Origin of the sequence: Rhodopseudomonas pentothenatexigens (assembly GCF_900218015.1) — a bacterium.
GTDB lineage: Bacteria > Pseudomonadota > Alphaproteobacteria > Rhizobiales > Xanthobacteraceae > Rhodopseudomonas > Rhodopseudomonas pentothenatexigens.
Genome location: NZ_UFQQ01000017.1, coordinates 61,347 through 83,947 on the forward strand (window position 1 = coordinate 61,347; position 22,601 = coordinate 83,947).

The 22,601-nt window shown below is 66.6% G+C and carries 18 protein-coding genes; 9 read left to right on the plus strand and 9 right to left on the minus strand.

Features of this window, described 5'->3' with window-relative positions:
- Positions 1-8: 8 nt before the first annotated feature.
- The gene (locus DWA33_RS16720; RefSeq protein WP_114359375.1) at positions 9-788 is read right to left on the minus strand and encodes an ABC transporter ATP-binding protein; all 780 of its coding nucleotides are present in this window, start codon (positions 786-788) and stop codon (positions 9-11) included.
- Between the two features lie 2 nt (positions 789-790).
- Positions 791-1,927: an ABC transporter permease gene (locus DWA33_RS16725; protein ID WP_181902426.1), complete on the minus strand. Its 1,137-nt coding sequence runs from the start codon at positions 1,925-1,927 to the stop codon at positions 791-793.
- Positions 1,928-2,089: 162 nt separating this feature from the next.
- Between DWA33_RS16725 and DWA33_RS16730 the strand changes: the two genes are divergently transcribed.
- The gene (locus DWA33_RS16730; protein WP_114359452.1) at positions 2,090-2,500 is read left to right on the plus strand and encodes a hypothetical protein; all 411 of its coding nucleotides are present in this window, start codon (positions 2,090-2,092) and stop codon (positions 2,498-2,500) included.
- Between the two features lie 42 nt (positions 2,501-2,542).
- Here DWA33_RS16730 and DWA33_RS16735 read toward each other — a convergent pair whose 3' ends face one another.
- Both DWA33_RS16735 and DWA33_RS16740 read right to left on the minus strand, forming a co-directional pair.
- A complete protein-coding gene (locus tag DWA33_RS16735) occupies positions 2,543-5,266 on the minus strand; it encodes a bifunctional acetate--CoA ligase family protein/GNAT family N-acetyltransferase (protein ID WP_114359377.1) in 2,724 nt (907 codons plus the stop codon).
- A gap of 139 nt (positions 5,267-5,405) precedes the next feature.
- The gene (locus DWA33_RS16740; RefSeq protein ID WP_181902427.1) at positions 5,406-5,834 is read right to left on the minus strand and encodes a CBS domain-containing protein; all 429 of its coding nucleotides are present in this window, start codon (positions 5,832-5,834) and stop codon (positions 5,406-5,408) included.
- Between the two features lie 252 nt (positions 5,835-6,086).
- On the opposite strand from DWA33_RS16740, the gene DWA33_RS16745 reads away from it, so the two are divergent.
- Positions 6,087-7,649: a bifunctional aminoglycoside phosphotransferase/ATP-binding protein gene (locus DWA33_RS16745; RefSeq protein WP_114359381.1), complete on the plus strand. Its 1,563-nt coding sequence runs from the start codon at positions 6,087-6,089 to the stop codon at positions 7,647-7,649.
- Here the strand turns inward: DWA33_RS16745 and DWA33_RS16750 are convergent.
- Both DWA33_RS16750 and DWA33_RS16755 read right to left on the minus strand, forming a co-directional pair.
- Positions 7,631-9,397 (minus strand): PHA/PHB synthase family protein, encoded by a 1,767-nt coding sequence (locus DWA33_RS16750; RefSeq protein ID WP_114359454.1) that lies wholly within the window; start codon positions 9,395-9,397, stop codon positions 7,631-7,633. The two genes, DWA33_RS16745 and DWA33_RS16750, sit on opposite strands and share 19 nt — an antisense overlap.
- A 222-nt stretch (positions 9,398-9,619) precedes the next feature.
- Positions 9,620-10,456 carry a universal stress protein gene (locus DWA33_RS16755; RefSeq protein ID WP_114359456.1) on the minus strand — a complete coding sequence of 279 codons (837 nt, stop codon included), beginning with the start codon at positions 10,454-10,456 and terminating at the stop codon, positions 9,620-9,622.
- Positions 10,457-10,643: 187 nt separating this feature from the next.
- Between DWA33_RS16755 and DWA33_RS16760 the strand changes: the two genes are divergently transcribed.
- The 7 genes from DWA33_RS16760 (at position 10,644) to DWA33_RS16790 (ending at position 17,569) form a co-directional block, all read left to right on the plus strand.
- Positions 10,644-11,477, plus strand: coding sequence for a universal stress protein (locus DWA33_RS16760; protein ID WP_114359383.1), 834 nt, complete (start codon positions 10,644-10,646; stop codon positions 11,475-11,477).
- 85 nt (positions 11,478-11,562) lie between these two features.
- The gene (locus DWA33_RS16765; protein WP_114359385.1) at positions 11,563-12,294 is read left to right on the plus strand and encodes a CBS domain-containing protein; all 732 of its coding nucleotides are present in this window, start codon (positions 11,563-11,565) and stop codon (positions 12,292-12,294) included.
- A 145-nt stretch (positions 12,295-12,439) separates the two neighbouring features.
- Positions 12,440-13,966: a sensor protein FixL gene (fixL, locus tag DWA33_RS16770; protein WP_114359387.1), complete on the plus strand. Its 1,527-nt coding sequence runs from the start codon at positions 12,440-12,442 to the stop codon at positions 13,964-13,966.
- Positions 13,959-14,570, plus strand: coding sequence for a response regulator FixJ (gene fixJ, locus DWA33_RS16775; protein ID WP_114359389.1), 612 nt, complete (start codon positions 13,959-13,961; stop codon positions 14,568-14,570). The genes fixL and fixJ overlap by 8 nt, the downstream gene beginning before the upstream one ends.
- Positions 14,571-14,652: 82 nt before the next feature.
- Positions 14,653-15,045 carry a response regulator gene (locus DWA33_RS16780; protein ID WP_114359459.1) on the plus strand — a complete coding sequence of 131 codons (393 nt, stop codon included), beginning with the start codon at positions 14,653-14,655 and terminating at the stop codon, positions 15,043-15,045.
- A gap of 199 nt (positions 15,046-15,244) precedes the next feature.
- Positions 15,245-15,937 carry a helix-turn-helix domain-containing protein gene (locus DWA33_RS16785; protein WP_114359390.1) on the plus strand — a complete coding sequence of 231 codons (693 nt, stop codon included), beginning with the start codon at positions 15,245-15,247 and terminating at the stop codon, positions 15,935-15,937.
- A gap of 324 nt (positions 15,938-16,261) precedes the next feature.
- Positions 16,262-17,569, plus strand: coding sequence for an O-acetylhomoserine aminocarboxypropyltransferase/cysteine synthase family protein (locus tag DWA33_RS16790; RefSeq protein WP_114359392.1), 1,308 nt, complete (start codon positions 16,262-16,264; stop codon positions 17,567-17,569).
- 153 nt (positions 17,570-17,722) lie between these two features.
- Here DWA33_RS16790 and DWA33_RS16795 read toward each other — a convergent pair whose 3' ends face one another.
- The 3 genes from DWA33_RS16795 to DWA33_RS16805 are packed head-to-tail and all read right to left on the minus strand — an operon-like array spanning position 17,723 to position 22,600.
- Positions 17,723-19,087: an NADH-quinone oxidoreductase subunit N gene (locus tag DWA33_RS16795; RefSeq protein ID WP_114359395.1), complete on the minus strand. Its 1,365-nt coding sequence runs from the start codon at positions 19,085-19,087 to the stop codon at positions 17,723-17,725.
- A gap of 10 nt (positions 19,088-19,097) precedes the next feature.
- Entirely contained in the window at positions 19,098-20,540 is a 1,443-nt protein-coding gene (locus DWA33_RS16800; protein ID WP_114359397.1) for a complex I subunit 4 family protein, read from the minus strand.
- Positions 20,531-22,600, minus strand: coding sequence for an NADH-quinone oxidoreductase subunit 5 family protein (locus tag DWA33_RS16805; protein WP_114359400.1), 2,070 nt, complete (start codon positions 22,598-22,600; stop codon positions 20,531-20,533). Before DWA33_RS16805 ends, DWA33_RS16800 begins: the two co-directional genes overlap by 10 nt.
- Position 22,601: the final 1 nt, after the last annotated feature.

Sequence of the window (22,601 nt, forward strand, 5' to 3'; positions counted from 1 at the left end):
GTGGCGTCCTAGTTCTGTCTGGGCTGGAGCATCGCCGAGCGTTTGCCGTGGAAATAGGCCCGCACCCAGGGATGGTCGGATTGCAGCAGTTCGCTCATCGGCCCCACCGCCACGATCTTGCCGTCGGCCAGCGCCGCGACGCGGTCGCAGACGACATTGAGGCTGGCGAGATCGTGCGTCACCATGAACACGGTGAGTCCGAGCGTGGTCTGCAGGGTTTTGATCAACTGATCGAAGTCGCCGGCGGCGATCGGATCGAGGCCGCTGGTCGGCTCGTCGAGAAACACGATCGAGGGATCGAGCGCCAGCGCGCGTGCCAGCGCCACGCGCTTGGTCATGCCGCCGGAGAGCTGTGACGGGTACTTGTCCCAATCGTCCGGCGCGATGCCGACCATCTCCAGCTTGGCGGTGGCGATCTCGTCCTGCAGCTGCTCCGACATCTCGAGCATCTCGCGCAGCGGAAACTTGACGTTCTGCCGCGCGGTGAGCGAGGAGAACAATGCGCCCTGCTGGAACAGGATGCCCCAGGTCGCCGCCACCGACGCGCGGGCGCGGCCGAAGCCGCGCTCGGTGTCGTGGCCCATCACTTCGATATGGCCGCTCTGCTTCGGGATCAGACCGATGATGGTACGCATCAGCACCGACTTGCCGCCGCCCGAGGCGCCGACCAGCCCGAGGATTTCGCCGCGGCGGACATCGAGCGACAGATGATCGAGCACGGTCTGCCGGCCGAATCCGACCACGAGGTCGGCGACGCGGATGGCGTAGATCTCGGCGAGCGCGTCCATCGCTACATCCCGATCGAGGCGAAGAACACGGCGAACAGCCCGTCGAGCACGATCACCAGGAAGATCGACTTCACCACCGACGTGGTGGTCTGCAGGCCGAGCGACTCGGCGCTGCCCTTGACCCGCAAGCCTTCGCTGCAGGCGACGATGCCGATCACCAGCGCCATGAACGGCGCCTTCCACATCCCGACCTCGAACGAATTCAGCGACACCGCCTCGTGCAGCCGGGCGATGAACACCGACGGCTGCATCCCGCCGTAGAACCACGCCGTCAGCAGGCCGCCATACAGCGCCGACATCGAGCCGATGAAGGCGAGGATCGGCAGCGCGATCACCAGCGCGATGATCCGGGGCAGGATCAGCACCTCGACCGGATCGAGCCCCATGGTCGAGAGCGCATCGATCTCCTCGCGCATTTTCATCGAGCCGAGCTCGGCGGTGTAGGCGCTGCCGGAGCGGCCGGCGACCATGATCGCCACGATCAGCACGCCGATTTCGCGCAGCACCAGAATGCCGACCATGTCGACGACGTACGAGTCCGCTCCGAATTTGCGGAAATGGAAAATGCCCTGCTGCGCGATGATGGCGCCGATCAGGAAAGTGATCAGCACCATGATCGGGATCGCCTGCCAGCCGACTCTGTACACCTGGTAGGTCAACGAGGTCAGCCGCAGCGAGCGCGGCCGGCGCAGCACGCCGAGCAGCGCAGCGCCGAGCGCACCCATCATCTGCAGGAATACCGCGACATCGGCGGTCGCGCTCCATGCGGAGCGGCCGATCTCGTCGAGCTTGGCGACGATCGGATTGGGCTTGGGGTGCGGCGTCGGTCCGCGGCGGTTGAGCTGGCGCACCTCGTCGATCAGCTCTGCGTAGCTCGCGTCGATGCCCTCGAACCGGGCGGTGCGGCCGGCTTGCACGGCGCTGCGCGACAGTCGCTCCAGCACCCAGGCGCCGATGGTGTCGATCTCGCCGATCTCGGCCATGTCGATGGTCAGCGACTTCGCCGCGGCGATCTGCGGCGCGACGTCGTCGGAGAGCCGCTCCATGAACTTGCTGTTCGTCGCCGTCCAGGCCCCTGCCGGCTTGAGCTCCAGCGTGTCGCCGTCGGTCTTGGCACTCAGCGCGGGCACCGAACTCACGGCTGGTCCAATCCGGTCTCGAAGGTCAGCATGCGCTGCTCCGTTTCGATTCGCGCCGAGGCATTGCGGTGCACAGTTTGCGTCGCGCACCGCGATTGATGCAAATCAATTATGGTCCATCTGCTCTGCGCCAGCATTGCAAACAACGCCAGGAGCGAAACAATGACCAAGGCCACGCCCTCCGCCATTCTCAATACCTCCTTGCCGGCGTGCTTTCGCCAGATCCGACTCGAGCTCGCGCGCGAGCCCGGCCATCCCGAAGGCGAAGCCAATATCGCCTATGTGATCGTCGCGCCGCTCGACAGCGACGACCGGATCGACGCCGAGATCTGGAAGAAGCACCGCGAAGCCTGCCGCGTCGCGCGGCAGCGGCCGCATCAGCCGGACAGCCTCGGCCATCTGGTGCACCGTCCGGGCGGATCATGGGCATTTCAATATGACAGCTCCACGAAGTTGCCCGACGAAGCCGGCTATCACTTCGCCGACGAACGATTCGTCCAGGGTGAGTACGTGTCGCTCCGCGAGGAAGGCGACATGCACACCTTCCGTGTGGTCTCGGTCAGCCGGCTGTAGCGACCAGCAGGACAGCGGCACCGGTGCGGTGCGTCACCGTCGTCATGCCGACTTGGCGGCGCGGGCCGCTTCTTCGGTCAGCGGTAACCGAACGTTGAGAATATCCGGCTCGGACGCATCGGTCTTGGTTTCGAAGCCGAGATCGCGGCACATCCGCAGCATTGCGGAGTTTTCGCGCAGGACCTGGCCGCAGACATAGTGCAGGCCTTCGGAGCGGGCGTATTCGATGATCAGCTTCATCAGCGCCCACCCCAGTCCTTTGCCCTTGAGATCCGAGCGCAGCAGGATCGCGTATTCGCCGCTCTCGTAAATCGAGTCGGAGTGGATGCGGACCACGCCGAGCATTTCGCCGGTGATCTCGTCGAACGCCACGAACGCCATCGCGCGGGCGTAGTCGATCTGCGACAGCCGCGCGATGAAGGCGTGGCTGAACTCCTTCATCGCCGCAAAGAACCGCAGCCGCAGATCCTCCGGCGTGACGTGCTTGAGGAAGTCGTGGATCGCCGGCTCGTCGTCGGGGCGGATCGGCCGCGCCAGCACCCGCCAGCCGTCCTTCACGGACAGATGCCGCTCCCATTCGGTCGGGTATGGCTTCACGGCAAAATGCGTGTTGCCGCGGCCGGCGAATTTGCGCTCCGGCGGCCGCACCACGACGCGGGCATCGATCGCCACCACGCCGCTGTCGTCGGCGAGCAGCGGGTTGACGTCGAGTTCGCGGATTTCCGGCAGGTCGGCGGCCATCTGCGACAGCTTGACCAGAGTCAGCGCCACCGCGCTGCGCTTGACCTCCGGCACGTCGCGATAGGCACACAACAGCTTGGAGACCCGGGTGCGCCCGATCAGCGATTCCGCGAGCGGCAGATCGAGCGGCGGCAGCGCCAGCGAGCGGTCGTCGATCAGTTCGACCCCGGTGCCGCCCTGCCCGAACGCGATCACCGGCCCGAAGGTCGGATCGTCGGCGATGCCGATGGTCAGTTCGCGCGCCTTCGGCCGCAGGATCATCGGCTGCACCATCACGCCGTCGAGCTTCGCATCGGGGCGCAGCCTGGCGGCACGCGCCAGAATCTCGTCGACCGCAACGCGCACCGCTTCGGCGCTGGTGAGGTTGAGCACCACGCCGCCGATGTCGGACTTGTGCGGAATGTCGCGGGACAGCACCTTCACCACCACGGTGACGCCCTGCGACAGGAACGAGCTCGCCCACGACACCGCCTCTTCGGCATTGGTGGCAGCGAGCGTCGGAATCATCGGGATCTGATAGGCGGCAAACAGCCCGCTGATCTCCAGCGGATCGAGCCAGGAGCGGCCCTCGCGCAGCGCCTTCTCGACGATCGCGCGGGCGGTTTCGGTGTCGGGGTCGAAATCCTTCGGCAGGCTGGGCGGCACCTCGGTGAGCAGCTGCACCGCCTCGCGGTAGCGCACCATGTTCATGATGCTGCGGACCGCGTCGTCCTCGGTCGGATAGTTCGGGATCGAGGCGGCGTCGAAGCCGTGGGTGACCGCCTCCTCGGCGCCGACCCAGACCGCGAATACCGGCTTGAACAGCGTGCGGCGGACGCGCTCCTCGCCGACTACGCGGATCACCTCGCGGGCGATGTCGCCCGGCGAGGCGACCGCGGTCTGCACGTTCATCACCAGAACGGCGTCGTTGTCGGGATCGGCGAGCAGCATCGACAGCGCCGCCGAATAACGCTCGGCATCGGCGTCGCCGGTGATGTCGATCGGATTGAAGCCGGACCACGAGGTCGGCAGCACCGCATCGAGCTTCTTGTGCAGCTCGGGCGACAGCGCCGCGGGTTCGCCGCCGAGTTCGACCAGCCGGTCGACCGCGAGGATGCCGATGCCGCCGCCATTGGTGAGGATCGCGACCCGCTTGCCGCGCGGCGCGCTGACGCGGCCGAGCGTCTCGGCGCAATCGAACAGCTCGCGCAGATCGTACACCCGCAACATCCCGGCGCGGCGGAACGCGGCTTCGTACACCGCATCGGCGCCGGCGAACGCGCCGGTGTGGGTCGCCGCGGCCTTGGCGCCGTGCGCCATCCGCCCTGACTTCACCACCACCACCGGCTTGACCCGCGCGGCGGCGCGCGCCGCCGACATGAACTTGCGGGCGTCGGTGACGGCTTCGATGTAGAGCAGGATCGCGCGGGTCTCGAGATCGGCGGCGTAGAAGTCGAGCATGTCGGCGATGTCGACGTCGAGCTGATCGCCGATCGACACGATGCCTGAGAACCCGATCTCCTTCACCGCCGCCCAGTCCACCATGCCGGCCGCGATCGCGCCGGACTGCGAGATCAGTGCCAGGCTGCCCCGACGCGGCATATGGGCGGCGAAACTGGCGTTGAGATTGGCGCCGGGAATCATGATGCCGAGACAGTTGGGGCCGATCAGCCGGATGCCGGATTTCCGCGCGGCACGATTAGCGGCTTCCGCATAGGAGCCTTTGCCGCGCCCCATCTCCGAACTGATGATGATCGCGCCGGCGACGCCGAGCTCGCCGGCTTCGGCCACGACCTTCGCCACCGAACGCGGCGGCGCGGTGATGACGATCAGGTCCGGAACGAAGGAGAGCTCCGCCAACGACCCGACGGTCTTGAACCCGCCGATCTCCGGGTAGCGCGGATTGACGACGCCGACCTGCCCTTTGAATCCCGCCTCGCGCAAATTGGTGAGGACGGCGCGACCGAGAGAGGCCGGCCGCGGACTGGCGCCGACGACCGCCACGGCTCCGGGCGACAGCAGGGTGCTCAATCGATAAGTCGACATCTCACCTCGACACCGGTCGGCTGGCCGCGAACGGCAGCCGACGCACGATCCGGACTTCGCGCGCGAGATGTGTACGACAGTTGCTGCAACAAGCCAATGTCGGGCCGGCGCGGCGGAGAGACGCGTACCGCTCGCGCCGTCAGCGGACCTTGGTGAAGCCCGCCAGCGCCTTGATGACGTCCTCGCGCGAGATGATACCGTCGAGCTTGCGATCGGCATCCAGCACCGGAATGCTGCGGGTCTGGTGCTCGACCATCAACTGCAACACCCGGGTGAGCTTGGTATCGGAGTGCACGTAGAGGAAGTCTGGCGACATGATGTCGCCGACGGTCCGATTCATCAGATCGTCGTAATGCGGCAGCATCTGGGTCGGATGGAATGCGAAGCAACTCAGGAAATCGTACTTGGTCACCATGCCGATGACACGCTGATCCTCCACCACCGGATAGGCGTTGAAGTCGTCGTGCTCGAACTTGTCCTCCAACTCGCGCATGGTCAATTCGCGCGACACGGTCTTCACCGTTCGCGTCATATGATCGGCAACAGTTGCCTCTAGAAACTTGTACAAGACCGGACCCAATCACTCGGAATTTTCACCGACGACTTCCGGCGACCCAATGGCGGCCCTGCTAATCGTCGTTGCCGTGCAAATTGACCGCAGCTCCGGCGAATTGAATTGATCAAGGTCAAACCAGCAGCAATTCGCGGCACCGCTTGTTTTTCGTACAACAATGCTCATGATCTGCCGCCCGGCTTGCATATTCGGAATGCAACGTGATCGATCCCGGGCGGTTCCTCGCCCCCCTAAGTAGTAATCCCGATGTCCGAGACCGCTCTCTCGCCCGACGGATCCTCGCAGCGGGAAGTCTTCGACTTCCTCGGCCGCGGCGGTGGCGATCCGTCCCCGACGAAGCAGATCGACACCCACGGCGCAGCGGTTTTTCTTCAGGGAAACCGTGCTCTGAAGATCAAACGTGCCGTTAAATTCCCATTTTTGGATTATTCGACGCTCGCTAAACGCAAGACGGCCTGCGAGCAGGAACTCGAGATCGGCCGCCGATTCGCGCCGACGATCTATCGCCGTGTCGTCCCGATCACACGCACTGCCAAGGGAGCCTTACAGATCGGCGGCGACGGGCCGGTGGTGGAATGGGCCGTCGAGATGGCGCGCTTCGACGACAGCGCGACGCTCGATCACCTCGCCAGCGCCGGAGCGCTCGGACCCGAGTTGATCGACGCCGTCGCCGATGCGATCGCGGCTTCTCACCGCGCTGCACCCTTGGCGGCGACCGCGCCGTGGCTGACGTCGATCGAACCGATCCTGACCGACGACACGACCGAGCTTGCCGCCGGCGGGTTGGCGGCGACCGACGTCGCGGCGCTCGATCAGGGCAGCCACGCTGCGGTTGCGCGGTTGCGGCCGCTGTTGCAGCAGCGCGGCGCGGGCGGCTTCGTGCGCTGGTGTCACGGCGATCTGCATCTCGCCAACATCGTGATGATCGACGGCAAGCCGACGCTGTTCGACGCCATCGAGTTCGATCCGATCATGGCGTCGGTCGACGTGCTGTACGACCTGGCCTTCCCGCTGATGGACCTGCTGCATTACGGCCGTGGCAGCGACTCCGCACAACTTCTGAACCGCTATCTGGCGGTGACGGCGGACGACAATTTCGATGCGCTGTCGGCGCTGCCGCTGCTGCTGTCGATGCGCGCCGCGATCCGCGCCAAGGTGATGCTGGCGCGGCCGGCTGCCGACGACTCGATCAGGCATTCCAATCGGGCAATCGCCGAATCCTATTTCGCTCTGGCGGTCCGGCTGATCGCGCCGCCGCCGCCCCGGCTGATCGCCGTCGGCGGGCTGTCGGGTACCGGAAAATCCGTGCTGGCACGGGCGCTGTCCGGCCACATTCCGCCGCTGCCGGGTGCCGTGGTGCTGCGCTCGGATGTGGCCCGCAAACGACTATACGGCGTCGCCGACACCGACCGGCTGCCCGTCACCGCCTATGCGCCGGACGTCACCGACAAGGTGTATCGCGGCCTCGCCGACCGCGCCGCCCACGTCCTGCAGCAAGGCCACTCGGTGATCGTCGACGCGGTGTTCTCCAGGCCCGAGGAACGCCAGGCGATCGAAGCGATCGCGACCAGGTTCGGCGCGCCGTTCCACGGCCTGTTTCTCAGCGCCGATCTCGACACCCGGATCGCGCGGGTCGCCGGCCGCAGCGGCGACGCGTCGGACGCGACGCCGGAGATCGTCCGGCAGCAGCACAGCTACGCGCAGGGCGTGATCGGCTGGACCGTGATCGACGCCGGCGGCGCTCCGGCCGAGACGCTGTCGCGGAGTCTGGCGGCGTTGCCGCGGGCCGCTCAGGTCTGCAGCACGTAGCTGCCCGGCGCATCCGGCAGGGCCCCGGGATCGACGTCCGGCAAGCCCATCCGCGGCGGCGCCACCGGTTCGCCGGAGCGGGCGCCGAGCCACTGCACCCATTCGGTCCACCACGAGCCTTCGGCGTGCGGCGCCTGCTGCAGCCAATCGTCCGGCCCGACATACGGGCCGTCGGCCTCTTTGGTCATCACCTGGTAGCCGTGCGCCTTCGGCGACGGCGGCGAGACGATCCCGGCGTTGTGGCCACCGCCGGTCAGGCAGAAGGTGATCTCTGCGTCCGCGAGCAGATGGATCTTGAAGGCCGAACGCCACGGCGCGACGTGATCGCGCTGGGTCCCGACCACGAACACCGGCGTGTGAATGTCGGACAGCGCGATCGGGCGCCCGTCGACCACATAGCGGCCTTCGGCGAGATCGTTGTCGAGAAACAGCTTGCGCAGATATTCGGAGTGCATCCGATACGGCATCCGGGTGGCATCGGCATTCCACGCCATCAGATCGTTCGGCTCGGACCGCACGCCCATCAGGTAGTCGTGCACCAGCCGCGACCAGACCAGATCGTTGGAGCGGAGCATCTGGAACGCGCCGGCCATCTGGGTGGTGTCGAGCACGCCGCGATTCCACATCATGTCTTCGAGAAACGCGACCTGGCTCTCGTTGATGAACAGCGTCAATTCGCCGGCTTCGGTGAAGTCGGTCTGCGCCGCAAACAGCGTGATCGACTTCAGACGTTCGTCGTCGTCACGGTCCATCGCCGCCGCCGCGATCGACAGCAACGTGCCGCCGAGGCAATAGCCGGCGGCATGGATCTGCCGCCCCGGCAGAATCCCGCCGATGACGTCGAGCGCCGCCATCACCCCGAGCCTGCGATAATCCTCGAGCGACACGTCGCGGTCCGCGGCGGTCGGATTGCGCCACGAGATCATGAACACCGTGTAGCCCTGCTCGGTCAGGTATTTCACCAGCGAGTTGTGCGGCGACAGATCGAGGATGTAGTATTTCATGATCCAGGCCGGCACGATCAGGATCGGCTCGGGCCGCACCGTTTCGGTCGCCGGCGCGTATTGGATCAGCTCGATCAGCCTGTCGCTGTACACCACCTTGCCGGGCGTGACCGCGACGTCCCTGCCGACGACGAAATCGTGCTTCGGCTCGTGCGCCATCAGTTCGAGCAGGTCCTCCCACCAGTTGCGAAAGCCATCGGCGAGATTGCGACCTTCGGTGGCCGCGGTGCGGCGAAGCACTTCCGGATTGGTGAGAGCGAAGTTCGACGGCGCCCAGACATCGAGCATCTGTCGGGTGGCGAATTCGACGATCTTTTCGTTCTGCTCGGATACGCCGCGAATCTCGGTGGTGGCATCGTGCCACCACTGCTCGGTCAGCAGAAACGCCTGGGCCATCAGGTTGAACGGCGGTTCGCGCCATTCCGATGCGGTGAACCGGCGATCCTGCGGCTGCGGCGCGATCAGCGACCACGGCGCGCTCTGATCGAGCGCGGCCTCCGCCAGTTGCGTCGCCCGTCGCATCGCGTCGTTGGCGAGATCCATCCGCCGGGTCGGTGCCCAGAACAGATGCGACAGCCAGTCGGAATAGGCCAGTGCCAGCGCCGTCGGCGACAACCCGCCGGTCAGCGGGGCCAGCGTGGCGTGCAACGTGCGGTCACTGTCGCTGGCGCGGCTGAACGGAGCCGGGGCCCGGTCCGACTGCGGCGCGCCGCTCGGCGCCGCCAGCAAAGGAGTCTGCAACATGGTCCACCTCGTCGGCGCTGCGGTGCTGAACGGCCATCGCAGCATGCCGGACATATACACCCGCCGAACGGCGATCCGTCAGGTCCGTGCTATCTCCATATATAGGACGACCAGAACGTCATCTTGCGGTCATCCACGAGGTCCGGACCGGGGGCGGCGAAGATGGTTAAGCCGTGGTAGCAGCCAGGCGGGACCGGACGGCAGTCAAGCCGGCCTGTGTCCCTAGCGAGCCAGCAGCGCGCAACGCGAGGTTTGCTCCAACAGATGCTGGGTGACACCGCCGAGGATCCATTCGCGGAAGCGCGAGCGGCCGTAGGCGCCCGCGACCACGATCCCGGCACCGACACGGCGGGCGACATCGGTGATCTGCCGCGACACGTCGCCGACCGGCTCGGGCACTTCGCCGGTTGCGCGGATGTGGTGGCGAGACAGCCAATCGACGACGTCGTGAACGCCCGCGAGCGCGGTCGCGCGGCCGTCGTCCTCCTCGCTTTCGACGATCTCGATCACGGTGACCCGGGTCGCCTGCCGCAACAACGGCAATGCGTCGACGATCGCGCGCCGCGCTTCCGGATTGTCCTTCCAGGCCACCAGCACACTCGACAGATCGATCCGGCAGACGTTCGGCGGCACCACCAGCAGCGGCCGCCCGATCTCCATCACCAGATCGGCCGGATCGGCCAAGGCAAACGGATCGGTCAGAATGCCCGGTGTGCCGGCGCCGCACACCACGAGATCTGCGGCACGGGCCTGCTGCACCAGATATCGCGACGGTTGCTCGATCGCGCTGCGCCATTCCGCCTCGCGGGCGTGGCCGTTCATCGCCTGACGGAACTCGACCTCCAGTTCGCCGAGTCGCTGCTTGATAGTGGCGAGCCCCTCCACCATCAGCCGCTCGGCCTGCGAGCCGCTCATGTAGTAGACCGGCGGGCTCAGTTCCGAAGCCGCAATGCCGATCAGTCGCGATTCGAAACGCTCGGCCAGCTCCGCGGCGATGGCGAGCCGACACGCGTTGGGCTGGTCGAACGCAAGCGCGACCATCACCGTCGAGTATGTCATCGGCACCTCCCCGACACCGCCGCGGCAACAACACCCCGAAGCCACCGCTCGGCGCTTGCGGCCACCGTAGTCGATTTATGATCCCGCAACAAACCGCCTCGATACGATGAGCTAGATCAAAGCGACCGGTGGGCGCGGCCATATATTCCGCACCGATCAGCGATGGATGCAGCGGGGAGAGCTTGCAATGCCGAGTGACATCGTCGTCCACATTCCGGCCGATCGACCGGCCGACGGCGTCGTCGCCTGCGCCGTTTCCGTAGCCAAGGCGTTCGACGCGCATCTCGACGGCATTGTCTGCACCTACCAGCCGATCAATCCGGCTATCATGGTCGGCGCCTCTGCCGCGTACTACGCCGCCGCCACACAATACAACACCGATGCCGACGACGCCGCGGCCAGACTCGATCAATTCGAAATCGCCGCGCGCGCCGCCGGGGTGACCCACGGCGCCCGCTCGATCTGCGATACGCCGGTACTGGCCAATCAGGCGCTGGCGGAAATCTCGCGGCTGTACGACCTCACGATCCTCGCTCAGCCCGACCGAGCCCGACCGGGCCATCAGGATCCGCTGCCCGAAGCCGTGCTGTTCAATTCCGGCAAGCCGATGCTGATGGTGCCGTACATCCACACCGGACCGCTGGCCCTGGATCGCGTCCTGGTCTGCTGGGACGGCGGACGGCCTGCGGCGCGGGCGGTGCACGACGCCATGCCGTTCCTGGCGCGGGCGAAGACCATCGATGTCGTAGCTGTCAACGAGGACGAGGACGTGGTCGGACAGGCGTCCGCGAACGCGCTGCTGGCGCATCTGCTTCGCCACGATCTCGCGGCGACAGGCCACCATCTCACCGCGCCGCCGAGCAACATTCACAACACCATCCTGTCGTTCGCAGCCGATACCGGCGCCAATCTGCTGGTGATGGGCGGCTACGGTCATTCGCGGCTGCGCGAGTTCATCCTCGGCGGCGTCACCCGAGGTATCTTCAGATCGCTGACGCTGCCTGCGCTGATCTCGCATTGACGCCCCGCCGGGGCAGCGACACAACAAGCCACGGCGCGACCGGCGTGGCGTTCCGGCATCGGTCGCGGCGAAGGGGAGACGGAAGATGCGCGCTCATCAAATCATGACCCGGCAGGTGGTCACGATCGGCCCCGAGGCCTCGATCGTCGACGCCGCCAATGCGATGATCGACAATCACGTCAGCGGCCTGCCGGTACTCGACGCCGACGGCAAGCTGATCGGTATCATCTCCGAGGGCGACTTCATCCGCCGCGCCGAAATCGGCACCGAGCGCAAGCGCGGACGGTGGTTGCGGATGCTGCTCGGGCCCGGCACCTGCGCCGGCGACTTCGTCCACGAGCACGGACGCAAGGTCGGCGAGGTGATGACGCACCATCCCTACACGGTCTCCGATGACACCTCGATCGAGACCATCGTCAGGCTGATGGAGAAGCACCACGTCAAGCGCTTCCCGGTGATGCGCGGCGACCTCTTGGTCGGCATCGTCACCCGCAAGAACCTGCTGCGCGCGGTCGCCGATCTGGCGCGCCAGGCGCCCGAGCCGAACGCCGCCGACGACAAGATCCGCGACAAGATCATCGCCGAGATCGAACGCAACGACTGGCGGCCGTTCGGCCTCAGCGTCTTGGTGCGTGACGGCGTGGTTCACCTCAATGGCGTGATCACCGAGGAGCGCTCGCGCCAGGCCGCGATCGTGGTTGCGGAAAACGTCTGCGGCGTGCGCGAAGTGCACGACCACCTGTGCTGGGTCGACACCATGTCCGGGTTCTATCTGAACTCACCGGAGGACGATCGGGCGGCCAAGAAGGCGAGCTGAAATTCTGCCTGCCGAGATGTTACTTTATTCCTGAGCGAAGCCGGTCGTCCACGCTCCGACGCTGGTGAGTCTGCGCCGGTTCGCCGTGTTGCGGACCAGAATGCCGTTGTGTTAAGAGCGGCAAAGAGAGCATTTCAGGCGTCGCGTGACCGAACGAACCACACCGTCGACCGAACTCCTTGCGCGCGAACGCCGGTTGCAGCAGGGCATCGACGGGTACGGCGTCGGTACCTGGGACTTCAATCTCGCGACGCGGGATTTGGCTTGGTCCGCGACCACGCGGAAACTGTTCGGCGTGGCTCCCGACGCTCCCGTCACCTACAACCTGTTCCTGTCGCTGATCGACCCCGAGGACCGGGAGCAGGTTGCGCGTGCAATGCAGCGATCGATCGAGCACGGCGACCAGATCGACGTGACCTTCAGGGTTGCGGAGAACGACCTGCCCCGCCACTGGCTCCGCTGCAGGGGGGGCCTCGTTCACGAGGAGGGCATCTCCTATCTGTGCGGGATCGTGCTCGACATCGATCAGCAGAAGGTGCTCGAGCAGGAGTTGCGGCTGCAGCAGGGCCAGTTGCGCTCGATCCTGGACACCGTCCCGGACGCAATGATCCTGATCGACGGCCGCGGCATCATGCGGTTTTTCTCGCGGGCGGCGGAGCGGATGTTCGGCATGACCGAACGCGAGGCGATCGGCCAGAACATCAGCGTCCTGATGCCGCGGCCCGACGCCACTCGCCACGACCAGTATATCGACCGATACAACAACACCGGCGAACGCCACATCATCGGCATCGGCCGGATCGTCACCGGCCGCCGCAAGGACGGCAGCACCTTCCCGATCCATCTGTCGATCGGTGAAATGGAATCCGGCGGCGAGCGCTACTTCACCGGCTTCATCCGCGACCTCACCGAGTATCAGCAGACCCAGGCGCGCCTGCACGAGCTGCAGGCCGAGCTGGTCCACGTCTCGCGGCTCACGGCGATGGGTGAAATGGCTTCGGCGCTGGCCCACGAACTGAACCAGCCTCTGTCTGCGATCAGCAACTACATGAAGGGCTCGCGCCGGCTGCTCGCCGGCAGTACCGATCCGAACACCGCCAAGATCGAAAGCGCGATGGAGCGCGCCGCCGAGCAGGCGCTCCGCGCCGGGCAGATCATCCGTCGGCTGCGCGATTTCGTCGCGCGGGGCGAATCTGAAAAGCGGGTCGAGAGCCTCGCCAAGCTGATCGAGGAGGCCGGCGCGCTCGGGCTCACCGGGGCTCGGGAACAGGGCGTGGTGCTGCGGTTCAACCTGGATCCGGCAAACGACCTGGTGCTGGTCGACCGGGTCCAGATTCAGCAGGTGCTGGTCAATCTGTTTCGCAATGCGCTGGAAGCGATGGCGAATTCGGATAAGAAGGAACTCTGTGCAGGCAATGCGCGGGTCGCGGACGATATGGTCGAGGTCAACGTTTCGGACACCGGCAGTGGCTTGCCGGAGCAGGTCAAAGCCAAGCTGTTTCAGACGTTCTTCACCACCAAGGAAACCGGGATGGGGGTCGGACTTTCGATCAGCCGTTCGATCATCGAGGCTCATGGCGGCCGAATGTGGGCGGAAACCAACAGCGCCGGCGGCGCGACGTTTCGTTTCACGCTGCCGCTGGCTCCGGTCGGGGATTTGACTGATGCCTAAAGGTACCGTGCATGTGATCGACGACGATCTGGCGATGCGGGAATCGATCGATTTCCTGCTGAGCTCGGCCGGCTACGAGGTCAAACTGTACGAGTCCGCGCAGTCGTTTCTCGACGCATCGGACGTGGAGTTCGGTTGCATCCTGTCCGACGTGCGAATGCCGGGAATCGACGGTCTCGACCTGTTGAAACGGCAGAAGGCGGCGGGCAGCAAGCTGCCGGTGCTGATCATGACCGGTCACGGCGACGTGCCGCTCGCGGTCGAAGCGATGAAGCTCGGCGCTTCCGACTTCATCGAAAAGCCGTTCGACGACGACCGCCTGATCGGACTGATCGAGCTCGCATTGAGGCAGGCGCAGGAAGGTGCCCGCAGCGAAGCGGTGACCCAGGACATTGCGGCGCGGATCGCCTCGCTCAGTCCGCGCGAACGCCAGGTGATGGACGGACTGATCGCCGGCATGTCCAACAAGGTGATCGCCCGCGAATTCGATATCAGCCCGCGAACGATCGAGGTCTATCGCGCCAACGTGATGACTAAGATGCAGGCTTCGAGCCTGTCGGAACTCGTGCGAATGGCGATGCGCGGCGGCGTCATCAAGGATTGAGACAGATCAAACTGCCGCCGCAGCCTGCCTCTATGGTGCCGTTACGAAACTGTCGCAGCCTTGATCGGTGCTGAGGTTGATGATGCCGGGCGCGTCGGCAAAAACCATCGTTTATGTCGTCGACGACGATCAGGGCGTGCTCGGATCGCTGCGGTTCCTGCTTGAAACCGACGGCTTTGCGGTGCGCACGTTCCGCAGCGGACCGGCCCTGCTGGATGCCATCGACCAGGGCCCCGTCGACTGCATCGTGATCGACTACAAGATGCCCGGCATGAACGGCATCGATCTGGCCCGCGGGCTGCGCGACCGCAAGGTGCACGCCCCGATCGTGATGATCACCGGCTATCCCGATGAGACGATCTCCAGCCGCGCCAGCGTGGTCGGGGTCCAGCACGTGGTGGTCAAACCGCACCTCGAAGAGAGTCTGGTGTGGCACATCCGGGCCGCATTGCAGGAAAACGGCGCGCCGGCCTGAGCGTGCCGCCAGCCGGCCTTCGCCGCCGGATTTAAGACATTGTCAATACATCATTTTTTCTGCGAGAGCGGCGACAGACACGCGCCCAAAACTCCGTAAATCTACTTAGGGGAACCCACTTAAGATATGGAGCGAAATACCTCGTCCGCGCAATCTTCCGTACAACGCTGGCCATCCGATCCCACCAGGAGATGGCCAGATGCTGAACCAGTCGCTCAGGACCCCCGCCACCGCCGCCAACGCCCCGATTGATCCTTCCTGTTCTCCGGCTGAGCAGTTCTTCGCCACCACCGGCCATGCCGGTCTGATCGCCTCCGAATTCACCTACAAGAAGGAAGAGGAAATCTACGGCGAGGACGAGCCGTCCGAATATGTTTATCAGGTCGTGTCCGGCGCGGTGCGCAGCTACAAGCTGCTGTCCGACGGCCGCCGTCAGATCGGCGCCTTCTATCTTCCGGGCGACGTGTTCGGGCTGGAGTCGGGACCGACCCATCGCCTGACCGCCGAAGCCATCGTCGACACCACCGTCCGCCTGATCAAGCGCCGCAGCCTCGAACAGGCCGCCGCCACCGACGTCAACATCGCCCGCGGCCTGTGGTCGATGACCGCCGGCGAGCTGCGCCACGCCGAAGACCACATGCTGCTGCTCGGCCGCAAGAACGCGATGGAGCGGGTCGCCAACTTCCTGCTGGAAATGGACCGCCGCCTCGCCGTCGCCGGCATGATGGCGCTGCCGATGTGCCGCCGCGACATCGGCGACTATCTCGGCCTGACCCTCGAAACCGTCTCCCGCGCGCTGTCGCAGCTGCAGAGCAAGGGCATTCTCGGCTTCTCCGGCGCCCGCCAGATCGAACTGCGCAATCGCGCCCAGCTTCGCAATCTCGACGCCTGAGGCCGGCTTCGGCGGCTTCCCTGCCGCCGCATCTTCCTGCAATCGGATCGGACAGACAGGCCGCCAGCGATGGTGGCCTTTTCTGTTATGGGCTGGGATCACCCGCGGGCGCCCGCCCCGCCAATCGGAAGATTTTTCTCTTTCATCCCGCGATCAGCAAAGAACGAACTCACCGCCATCGCCATATCGCCGAGACGGAGATTTTTATTTCGCACGCGCGATTGACTCGAGGGACTTGCGCCGTCCTGATGAACACTCGTGGACCTGCATCGCCGTTGTCGGCGCGCGGTCACAGCCGGTTTTCATTGCCCGAAGGATGTCGCCATGACCCAGAAGCTCCACCCCGAAACTCTCCTGCTGCATGCCGGCTGGCGCGCCGACCCTTCGACCGGCTCGGTGGCGGTGCCGCTGTTCCAGACCACCTCGTATCAGTTCCGCGATACCGAGCACGCCGCGAACCTGTTCGCGCTGAAGGAGCTCGGCAACATCTATACCCGGCTCGGCAATCCCACGACCGATGTGCTGGAGCAGCGCGTCGCCGCGCTGGAAGGCGGTGTCGCCGCGCTCGCGGTGGCGTCAGGTCAGGCCGCTTCGGCCTACGCGATTCAGAACCTCGCCCGGGTCGGCGACAACATCGTGTCGTCGACCGACCTGTATGGCGGCACCTGGAATCTGTTCGCCAACACCCTGAAGGACCAGGGCATCGAGGTCCGCTTCGTCGATCCGTCCGATCCGCAGGCATTCGAGCGCGCCACCGACGAGCGCACCCGCGCCTACTATGCCGAGACGCTGCCGAATCCGAAGCTGGCGGTGTTTCCGATCGAGGAGGTCGCCGCGATCGGCCGCCGGCACGGCATTCCGCTGATCGTCGACAACACCGCCGCGCCGCTGCTGGTGAAGCCGCTCGAACACGGCGCCGCGATCGTGGTGTATTCGGCGACCAAATATCTCGGCGGCCACGGCACCTCGATCGGCGGCATCATCGTCGATGGCGGCAACTTCCCCTGGGAGCAGTTTCCGCAGCGCCAGCCGGCGCTCAACACCCCGGACCCGAGCTATCACGGCGCGGTGTGGGTCGAGGCGGTGAAGCCAATCGGCCCGGTCGCCTATATCATCAAGGCGCGCACCACGCTGCTGCGCGACCTCGGTGCGGCGCTGTCGCCGTTCAACGCCTTCCAGATCATCCAGGGTTTGGAGACGCTGCCGCTGCGGATCGAGCGCCATGTCCAGAACGCCCAGAAGGTCGCCGACTATCTGGAGAAGCGCCCCGAAGTCGTGAAGGTGATCCATCCGTCGAAGCAGAGCGGCGTCGCCCGCGAGCGCGCCGAGAAGTATCTGAAGGGCAAGTTCGGCGGTTTGGTCGGCTTCGAACTCGCCGGCGGCCGTGAGGCCGGTCGTAAGTTCATCGACGCGCTCGAACTGCTGTATCACGTCGCCAATATCGGCGACGCCCGCAGCCTGGCGATCCATCCGGCCTCGACCACTCACTCGCAGCTCTCGACCGAAGAGCAGCTCGCGACCGGCGTGTCGGACGGCTATGTGCGGCTGTCGATCGGCCTGGAACACATCGACGACATCCTCGCCGACCTCGACCGCGGCCTCGCCGCGGGACGCCTGGCGAGCGCGGCGTAGCCCCAAGCACGGCCGGCTCCCTCTCCCGCTTGCGGGAGAGGGCTGGGGTGAGGGCTGACGCGAGCACTGACTCTCTGCCTCGCGGAGACGCTCCCTCCCCCGGAAGGCTGCGCCATCCGACCTCTCCCCGCGCGCGGGGAGAGGTGAGCGCAGCTACGGCGTCATCGTCGCGGCGACCACGTTCAGCAGCCCGGCCGGAGCGACGCCGAAGATCACGATCAAGGCGATGCAGACGATCAGCAGGCCGCGATCGAGCTGCGGCAGCGGCTCGGATTCGTCGTGAGTGTGGCCGACGAACGGCGCGGTGAAGAACTTCGCGTAGTAGAAGAAGCCGAGCGACGAGCCGGCGACCACGATCCCGACCAGCACCCACAGCCCGCCATCGATCAGGACCCGCAGCAGGAACAGTTTGGCGATGAAGCCGCCCGCCGCCGGCAGGCCGGCGAGCGATAGCAGCGACAGCGACAGCGCGATCGCCTCCAGCGGGCGCCGCTTCATCAGCCCGTGCAGATCCGGCAGCGTCGGGGCGCGGCCGAGCGCGGCGGACACGCACAGCGCACCCAGCATCGCCGGCGCATAGATCGCCAGATAGAACAGCACCGCCTCGCCGGCATGCGGCGTGCCGGAGGCGATGATCAGCGCGATGTAGCCGGAATGCGCGATCGTCGAATAGCCGAGCATCCGCGGCAGTTGCGGCTGCCGCAGCGCCAACAGGTTGCCGATCAGCACCGAGGCGCCGCCGAGTGCGGCGAGCCCCTGGCTCCAAACCGGCTCAGGCAGATGGCCGCTCAGCGCCAGCCGCAGGATCACGATCGCCACCGCCGATTTCGACACCACTCCCGCCAGCGTGGCGGCACTGGCCGGCGCCGCCTCGAACGCGTCCGGCGTCCACATGTGGAACGGCACCAGCGAGAACTTGAACGCGAGACCGGCCAGCAGCAGCGCGGTGCCGAATGCGGTCAGCGCACCGCGGCCGCCCCAACCGGCGAAATCCAGCGCGCCGGTCTCGGCGAAGATCAGGGCAATGCCGAGCAGCAGCGCCGAGGACGCCAGCCCGCTCATCACCAGAAACTTGTAGGCCGCCTCCAGCCCCTGTCGGGTGAGGCGAAATGCGAACAGCGCGATCAGCGACAGGCTCAGAATCTCGACGCCGAGAAACAGCGTCGCGGCGTGGCCGGCACCCGCTAATGTCGCGGCGCCGATCGCCACCAGCACCAGCAGCGACGGCGCTTCCTTGGCCGGTCCGCCGGTGCGCAGGAAGACGAGCGCGCCGAGCGACACCAGGCAGGCGAACGCGATGCCGAACCGCGCCGGACCGTCGTCGGTGAACAGCGCCCCCATCGGCGCGGCCGGCGCGCCGATCCGCAGCAGCACCAGCGCGGCGGCCAGCGCCAGCCCCGCCGCGGCGGCGGCCTGCACGATCTGCAGCCGCGCCAGCGGCACCAGCATCATCGCCGCAACGGCGGCGATGGCCAGCACCACGAGTGGCGAAAGCGCGGCGAATTGGGCTGCGGTCATGGCGCGGCGATCACGGCGTTTGGATCAGCGCGGCCTTGATCGCCGGCTCGAGCAGCGCCAGCAGGCTCTGCGGATACAGGCCGACGATCAGCGTGCCGATGCCCATCACCAGGATCGGCCAATATTCCCGCCAGGTCATGTCGGCGAGCGGCGGCTTCGGCTGCGGCAGGCCGAACACCAGGCCCTTGAGCAGCCGCGTCGCGTAGATCACCGAGACGATCAGCGTCGACAGCGCGAGCAGCGCGAACACCCAATTGACCTGGAAGATGCCGACCACCACCAGCGCCTCGCCGACGAAGTTGGCGGTGCCGGGCAGCGCCAGCAGCGCCGAACAGAACAGCGCGAACGCCGCGGCGAATTTCGGCGCGGTCTGCTGCAGGCCGCCGAGCTGGCGCAGGTCGCGGGTATGGGTGCGTTCGTACAGCGCACCGATCAGCAGGAACAGCGCCGAGGCCGAGAACGAGTGCGCGATCATCTCGACCGCGGCGCCGGCCAGCGCGTAGTGCACGCCGGCGGAGATGCCCATCAGCACGATCGACATGTGGGCGATCGACGTATAGGCGACCAGCCGCTTGGCGTCGTTCTGGCCGCAGGCGACCAGACCGCCATACAGCGCGCCGGCGGCGCCGAGCGCGATGCCGTAGGGCGCCACCGCGGCGAGACCGTCCGGAAACAGCATCGGGGCGAACCGGAACAGGCCGTAGGCGCCGGTCTTCAGCAAGAGGCCGGCGAGCAGGATCGAGCCGGCGGTCGGCGCCAGCGTGTGCGCCTCCGGCAGCCAGGCGTGGAACGGCGGCACCGACAGCTTGACCATGAAGGCGAGCGAGAAGCCGAGCAGCATCCACACCTGGACGTGGGTCGAGAGCTTCATCTCGGCGAGTTCGAACGCGCTGAAGGTCATGTGATCGGCCATCGCCGCCAGCGCGAACGACGCCGCCAGCAGGCCGAACCCGGCGGCCGCGTTGAAGATCAGGAATTTCAGCGCGGCGCCTTCCTTGTCGCCGTGGCCCCACACCGCGATCAGTGTGAACGCCGGCACCAGCATCGCTTCCCAGAAGAACGCGAAGATCAGCAGGTCGAACGACAGGAACACGCCGACGGTGGCGGCGACCGTCCAGCACAGGCTGGCGTGAAACAGCCCCGACTGGGTGCGGATCTCGCTCCACGACGCCATCACCGAGATGATGCCGAGTCCGGCGGCGAGTGCGATCATCGTCGCCGACAGGCCATCGATCGCGAATTCCAGCGAGATGCCGAACGAAGGCACCCACGGATACGACACCTTGTCGTACCAGCGGCCATCGCCCCCGGTGGCGACGACGACGAACAGCAGCACCAGCATCAGCGCGAAGGTCGCGATCGTGACCCAGCGCTCACGCTCGCCCTGGCCGGCGACGAGGAATGCGACGAGGCCGCCGATCGCAGGCAGCAGGATGAGCGCAATCAACGCCATGACGTCCCCCAGGCAAACAACAGAAGTCCCGCGCACCCGAGCGCGATCCACAGCGAGTGATCGCGGACGCGGCCGGTTTGCGTCCGCCGCGCCAGCGCCCAGGCGTGACCGGCACCGCCGGCCAGGCCCATCCAGGCGCGATCGATCCGGTCCGGATTGAACCGCGCCACGAAGAATCCGACGAACAGCCGGGCGGCGACGATCAGCAATCGGCCGACCGGGTCGCCGGCCACCATCCGCACCACCGGGGTCTGACCGTCGGTGGCGCGGGTGATCAGGTCGGTGCGAATGCCGCGAACCTGGCTGGCGCCGCGGCCGAGCGGATCGTCGGTGACGAGTCCCGGCACGTCAACGCCCTCACGGCGCAGCGCGACGGCGTCGGCCACCGCCTCGGTGCCTTCGGCATTGCCGAGCACGGTTGCGACGCGGCGGAAGCGCCGGACGAAGTAATAGTAGTACAGCACCTCGAAGCGGAAGATGCGGACGTGGCGCATCCGCTTCGCCAGCGCTTCGAGCTCCTGCGGGTGCTTGACCAATTGCCGCGCCAGCAGCACGCCGAGGATCGGCGCGGCGGCGCCGAGCAGCGTCGGCAGCAACGGCGTATGCACCGGCGCGCCGCCGGTGAATTGGATCAGCGCGCCGACCGACAGGCCACCGATCACCGCCACCAGCGTCAGCACCGTCAGCGGCACCACCACGGCGAGACCGCCCCAAGCGGGAGCTGCGAGATCGGCCGTCTGGCTGGCCGCGACGAACACCACGCGGAATGCGTAAGCGCCGGTCAGAACCGCAGCGGTCGCAGCCAGCAGCCATAGCGGCACGCCCCAAGGTCCGCTGCTCCACACCGCGGCGAGCACGGCTTCCTTCGAGTACCAGCCTGCGGTGATCACCGGCAGGCCGGCGAGCGAAGCGGCGCCGACCGCGAAGCTCCAGAACGCCAGCGGCTGGCGATAGCGCGAGCCGCGCAGCGCCTCGATCGCGGTCGAGCCGCCGGCGGCGTGGCTCATCACGCCGGCACTGAGGAAGAGCAGCGACTTGAACACCGCGTGGATGGCGAAATGCGACAGCGCCACCGCCGGCGCGCCGAGTCCGAGCGCCAGCACCATGAAACCGATCTGGCTCATGGTCGAAAACGCCAGCAGCTTCTTGACGTCGGTCTGGATCAGCGCGACCAGCGCGCCGAGCGCGGCGGTGAGGATGCCGAGCATCGCCACCATGGCGGAGATTTCCGGCGCGGCGGCGAACAGCGGCGCCAGCCGCGCCAGCAGGATCACGCCAGCCGCCACCATGGTGGCGGAGTGCAGCAGCGCCGACACCGGCGTCGGGCCGGCCATCGCACTCGGCAGCCAGGTGTGGAACGGAAACTGCGCCGACTTGCCGAGCGCGCCGAGCGCGATCAGTCCGGCGATCGGCGCCAGCCGCCACGGATCGATTCCCGGCACCGCCGCGAGCATGCCGTCGAGCCGCGTGGTACCGGCGTTCAGGAACAGCATCATCAGGCCGGCGAGCAGCAGGCTGTCGGCGACGCGGGTGGTGATCAGCGCCTTGCGTCCCGACGCCACCGCCTTCGGCAGCTTGTCGTAGAACGCGATCAGCATGAAGCTGCACAGGCCGATGGTTTCCCAGCCCAGGAACAGCAGGATGACGTCGGCGGCGAACACCACCGCCAGCATCCCGGCCAGGAACAGGTTCATCACGGCGAAGAACCGGCGCAGATCCGGCAGCGGCTCGGACGCCATATAGGCGCCGGAATAGACCAGCACCAGCGCACCGACCAGCACCACCGTCCCGCCGGTGACCATGCTGAGCGGATCCATCGACATCGCGATCTGGGCGACGAACACCCCGGTATCGATCGACAGGATCGGCACCGTCGCGCCGGCGACACAGACGCCCTCGATGCAGGACAGCGCCACCGGGAAGAACAGGATCGCCGGCAGCACAGCGGCGCCGACGCCGAGCGCGATCACCGCGGCGCGCGACAGCGGCACCGGGACCAGCGACAAAATCACGAAGCCGAGCAGCGCCGGCACCGGGACGAAGGGAAGCAGATGCGCCATG

Bases quoted from the DNA above. Each gene is read 5' to 3' on its own strand.
- DWA33_RS16720 (WP_114359375.1), bottom strand. From the start codon at position 788: ATGGACGCGCTCGCCGAGATCTACGCCATCCGCGTCGCCGACCTCGTG.
- DWA33_RS16730 (WP_114359452.1), top strand. From the start codon at position 2,090: ATGACCAAGGCCACGCCCTCCGCCATTCTCAATACCTCCTTGCCGGCG.
- DWA33_RS16735 (WP_114359377.1), bottom strand. From the start codon at position 5,266: ATGTCGACTTATCGATTGAGCACCCTGCTGTCGCCCGGAGCCGTGGCG.
- DWA33_RS16745 (WP_114359381.1), top strand. From the start codon at position 6,087: ATGTCCGAGACCGCTCTCTCGCCCGACGGATCCTCGCAGCGGGAAGTC.
- DWA33_RS16750 (WP_114359454.1), bottom strand. From the start codon at position 9,397: ATGTTGCAGACTCCTTTGCTGGCGGCGCCGAGCGGCGCGCCGCAGTCG.
- DWA33_RS16755 (WP_114359456.1), bottom strand. From the start codon at position 10,456: ATGACATACTCGACGGTGATGGTCGCGCTTGCGTTCGACCAGCCCAAC.
- DWA33_RS16760 (WP_114359383.1), top strand. From the start codon at position 10,644: ATGCCGAGTGACATCGTCGTCCACATTCCGGCCGATCGACCGGCCGAC.
- DWA33_RS16765 (WP_114359385.1), top strand. From the start codon at position 11,563: ATGCGCGCTCATCAAATCATGACCCGGCAGGTGGTCACGATCGGCCCC.
- fixJ (WP_114359389.1), top strand. From the start codon at position 13,959: ATGCCTAAAGGTACCGTGCATGTGATCGACGACGATCTGGCGATGCGG.
- DWA33_RS16780 (WP_114359459.1), top strand. From the start codon at position 14,653: ATGCCGGGCGCGTCGGCAAAAACCATCGTTTATGTCGTCGACGACGAT.
- DWA33_RS16785 (WP_114359390.1), top strand. From the start codon at position 15,245: ATGCTGAACCAGTCGCTCAGGACCCCCGCCACCGCCGCCAACGCCCCG.
- DWA33_RS16790 (WP_114359392.1), top strand. From the start codon at position 16,262: ATGACCCAGAAGCTCCACCCCGAAACTCTCCTGCTGCATGCCGGCTGG.
- DWA33_RS16795 (WP_114359395.1), bottom strand. From the start codon at position 19,087: ATGACCGCAGCCCAATTCGCCGCGCTTTCGCCACTCGTGGTGCTGGCC.
- DWA33_RS16800 (WP_114359397.1), bottom strand. From the start codon at position 20,540: ATGGCGTTGATTGCGCTCATCCTGCTGCCTGCGATCGGCGGCCTCGTC.
- DWA33_RS16805 (WP_114359400.1), bottom strand. From the start codon at position 22,600: ATGGCGCATCTGCTTCCCTTCGTCCCGGTGCCGGCGCTGCTCGGCTTC.